This is a genomic window from uncultured Romboutsia sp., from assembly GCF_958366745.1.
Taxonomy (GTDB): Bacteria; Bacillota; Clostridia; order Peptostreptococcales; family Peptostreptococcaceae; genus Romboutsia; species Romboutsia timonensis.
Genome location: NZ_CATXCO010000234.1, coordinates 1 through 3608, shown reverse-complemented (window position 1 = coordinate 3608; position 3608 = coordinate 1). Strand labels below are relative to the sequence as shown.

The 3608-nt window shown below is 25.5% G+C and carries 5 protein-coding genes and 1 tRNA gene; 1 reads left to right on the top strand and 5 read right to left on the bottom strand.

Annotated elements, in window-relative coordinates:
- Positions 1 to 651, bottom strand: a 651-nt coding sequence (locus Q5F54_RS11925; protein WP_302334492.1) for a UvrD-helicase domain-containing protein, incomplete at its 3' end; no start/stop codon positions are given.
- A 106-nt stretch (positions 652 to 757) separates the two neighbouring features.
- Between Q5F54_RS11925 and Q5F54_RS11920 the strand changes: the two genes are divergently transcribed.
- A complete protein-coding gene (locus Q5F54_RS11920) occupies positions 758 to 1672 on the top strand; it encodes a ribonuclease H-like domain-containing protein (protein ID WP_288525413.1) in 915 nt (304 codons plus the stop codon).
- Positions 1673 to 1700: 28 nt separating this feature from the next.
- Here Q5F54_RS11920 and Q5F54_RS11915 read toward each other — a convergent pair whose 3' ends face one another.
- The 4 genes from Q5F54_RS11915 to Q5F54_RS11900 form a co-directional block, all read right to left on the bottom strand.
- Complete coding sequence (locus Q5F54_RS11915) at positions 1701 to 2348, bottom strand: FMN-dependent NADH-azoreductase (RefSeq protein ID WP_281538433.1); 648 nt, start codon at positions 2346 to 2348, stop codon at positions 1701 to 1703.
- A gap of 138 nt (positions 2349 to 2486) precedes the next feature.
- A tRNA-Ser gene (locus Q5F54_RS11910) sits at positions 2487 to 2579 on the bottom strand.
- A 271-nt stretch (positions 2580 to 2850) separates the two neighbouring features.
- A complete protein-coding gene (locus tag Q5F54_RS11905) occupies positions 2851 to 3147 on the bottom strand; it encodes a zinc transporter (protein ID WP_281538432.1) in 297 nt (98 codons plus the stop codon).
- A 29-nt stretch (positions 3148 to 3176) separates the two neighbouring features.
- Positions 3177 to 3608 (bottom strand): DUF3842 family protein (locus tag Q5F54_RS11900; RefSeq protein ID WP_331562781.1); only part of this gene is annotated, 432 nt, incomplete at its 5' end.

The following is a 3608-nucleotide window of genomic DNA, read 5'->3' as shown; positions in this document are numbered from 1 at the left end:
AAACTCATCTACAAGAATATATCTATATACACTTCTAACTCTATCTAAAGCTGCCTTATTATTTTTTAATAATTCATATGTTTTAATTAACATATCATCAAAGTCTATTTTATTCATTTGTTGCTTATACTCTTCATAAAAATTATATACCTTTATGAACTCATCGTTAGTTAATACCTCTGATTTAAAATCTCTTTTATCCATCAATTCATTTTTCACATATGAAATTTCATTTATAACTTGTCCAATGGTTTCATCATCATCTGCATTTTCTATATTCAATCCTTTTAATATATTCTTTAATCCTATTCTCTTTGTCTTTTCATCTAAGATACTTTCAATATTATAATTTTCAAAATATCTCAATATCCTAAAAAATACAGAATGAAACGTCCCATATGTAACCTTATTCATTCTAAAGTCATTACTTAAAGATAATGCTCTATTTTTCATCTCTATAGATGAGGCTTTTGTAAAACTTATTGCAAGTATGCTTGTAGGCTTTATATTTTTATTTACAACCATATTAGCTATTCTATATGTTATAACTCTAGTCTTTCCCGAACCTGGTCCTGCAAGCACCATACAAGGTCCATCTAAATGATTTACAGCCTTTAATTGATTTTCATTTAATTTATCTATACTTATCATATACTACCTACCTTGAAGTATTATTTATTTCATTTATAATAGTGTTAAGCATCTTCGCTTAACCTAATAATTATTATAATATATAATCTAAAAAAGGAGAAATTTTATGGAAGTAATAACTAAAGTTTTAGATGAATTAATAGATATTCCTCCTAATCATTTTGTATTTGATATAGAAACTACAGGTCTTAACTCAAATTATTGTAAAGTTATTTTGATAGGAATTCTGTTTAATCAAGATAATAAAACAGTTATCAAGCAATATTTTGCTAATACAGAAGATGACGAAAAAGAACTTCTACTTTCTTTTATTAATGATATAAAAAATTATAAAAATCATATTACTTTTAATGGATTAACTTTTGATATTCCATTTTTAAATACTAGACTAAAAAAGCATAATATCGATTTTTCTCTATCAAAAAATGATGATATTGATATACTTAAACTAATAAGACCCTTTAAGGAAAAACTCTCTCTATCTGATTGTAAACTAAAAACTATAGAAAAATACCTTGGTATTTATAGAGAAGATACCATTTCCGGTAAAGAAAGTATTGATTTATATAAAGAATACTCTGTTAGTCAGGATATAGACTTAAAAGAAAAAATACTTCTTCATAATTATGAAGATATTTATTATCTAGGTATTATTTTTAAAATAAAAGATATTTTAAAAGGTAAGTTAAATGTTTTATGCATAAGTACAAATAATTTATCATTAAAATTAGTTCCAATATCATTTAAAATATCTAAAAATACACTGTCCATTAAATATATAGCTTTTGAAGGTAATATATCTAATATAAATATATATAGTGATTCTTACTCTATAATCTCTGATGAAAATAATATAACATTAGATATATTATTAAATAAAGGTACTGACTCAAATAATAATATAATTTTATTTTATAATTTATCTAAAATAATTCCATTAAAATTTAATGATTTATATTTAGAAGATAATATATATTCTTTATGCAATTATATATTAAAAAAAGAGCTATCGTCCTTGTAATATGGACTATAGCCCTTTTAGTATTCATTTAAAATTTCATTGAATCTATAATATCATCTATTTTTTCATATGCTTTATTTATCGCTTCTTGTTTTTCTTCTTCTGTAAATCCAGTATCATCAACTAATAATTCTTCAAACTTTTTAATTCCCATAAATTTAATTATATCTTCTACATAGTTAAGACCTTTATTAAGAATTGGTCTTAACATCCAAGGTACATTTCCACCTGAAGATTGAATATATACCATTGTTCTTGGTTTATCATTTAAAAGTGGTTCTATTTTCTTACCTTCAAATTTTATCGTCTTTTGATCTTGCATTATACAATCTATATATTCTTTAAGGGGTGCTGGAAATGATAAACTCCACATAGGTGCTGCAATTACATAAACATTTGCACTTATAAATTGGTCGCATAACGCTCTTATTCTTTGCACTTCTTTTTGATCTTTATCATTTAATTTCTTAGCATCATCTTCATTTACTATACAATTTCTCTTTTCAAAGTATTGATACTCAAGTCTAGGTATATGTTCTTTATATAAGTCTATTTCTTCTACTTGAAAATCTTTATTTTTTTGTAAGAATTTATTTATAAATTTTCTAGCTACTGTTTTACTTGCAGATAAATCTTCAGGCTTAGAGTTTACACTTATATATAATAACTTTTTCATAATAGTACCTTCCTTCATATATTATATCTATTGATATAGTTTTTCTGTAAGATACTTTTTTATTCGTTATAAATAAAAAATTCACTTGGCTTATTTCCTTATACGTAAAAAAGACTATGAAATTCATAGTCTTTTAACTGGCGGAGAAGGAGGGATTCGAACCCTCGCACCAGTATAACCCAGCCTAAACCCTTAGCAGGGGTTCCTCTTTAGCCACTTGAGTACTTCTCCATATCTTATTTATACTTTAATTATACAAACTTATAACAAGATAGTCAATAGTTTGTATAATTTTTTTTAAAATTTTGCTGCACTTATAAAGTTCTAGATAAAACATCTGACCATATTAAAAATATTGATCCTACTAATGATGATTGTTAACTTCTTATGGTCACTTCCTTCTATAGATAATGTTATTAAAAATCTTTTTAAAATATAATATATAAAATGCATCAAAAAACCATGAAGTATATTAATATTTTACCTTCATGGTATAAATTTTTTACATATGTTTTTTAGCTTCTATTAACATTTCATTAGCTTTTTGTAAGTATTCAATAGCTTTTTCAATATTATTTGCCGTTTCATCTTTTCCCATATTTCTAGCTTTATCTACCCATTCTCTAAATCCTTCTTCATGCGATTCATTATGATTTACCCAATGAACTAGAAGAATTTTTAAAGTTTTCTCATCTTTACTTTCTATAGAATCGCCATGAGAATGATTACTTTCATGGAAATGATCACTATTATGATCCTGTTCATGATGATGTCTTACTCTTTTTTTCTCAAATATCATTTATTTATCCCCCATTATTTATACTATATTTATTTTATATTAAATTCATTTTTTATTAGTTTTATTGAATCCTTAATAAGTAATGCTAGTGGTTTATTCTCAAGTCCTACTAACTCTATATTTTCTGGCATAATTGGTAAAAGTATTTTTAAAGCCTCAGATTCAACGACAGCTTCACTAACTTTACTTGTCACTTCTCCCATCATCGAATTTGGCATAGTTATGGAAACTGGTGCCACGATTATATTCGCTTTCTTCACTGATGTTATAATAGCATTCTCTCCTGTTGCACCTTTATTTGCATGTGCTTTCATCATAGCACTAGTTGCAATAGAGTTTGTTCCAAGTACATATATATCTATATATGTAGGTAGTTCTTCTCTAAGATTTGATACTATCTGAGCGCCTATTCCTCCACCCATACCATCTATAACTGCTATTACCATATATCTATCCCCTAT

Excerpts from the sequence above, each read along its gene's own strand:
- Q5F54_RS11920 (WP_288525413.1), top strand. The coding sequence starts at position 758 with ATGGAAGTAATAACTAAAGTTTTAGATGAATTAATAGATATTCCTCCT.
- Q5F54_RS11915 (WP_281538433.1), bottom strand. The coding sequence starts at position 2,348 with ATGAAAAAGTTATTATATATAAGTGTAAACTCTAAGCCTGAAGATTTA.
- Q5F54_RS11905 (WP_281538432.1), bottom strand. The coding sequence starts at position 3,147 with ATGATATTTGAGAAAAAAAGAGTAAGACATCATCATGAACAGGATCAT.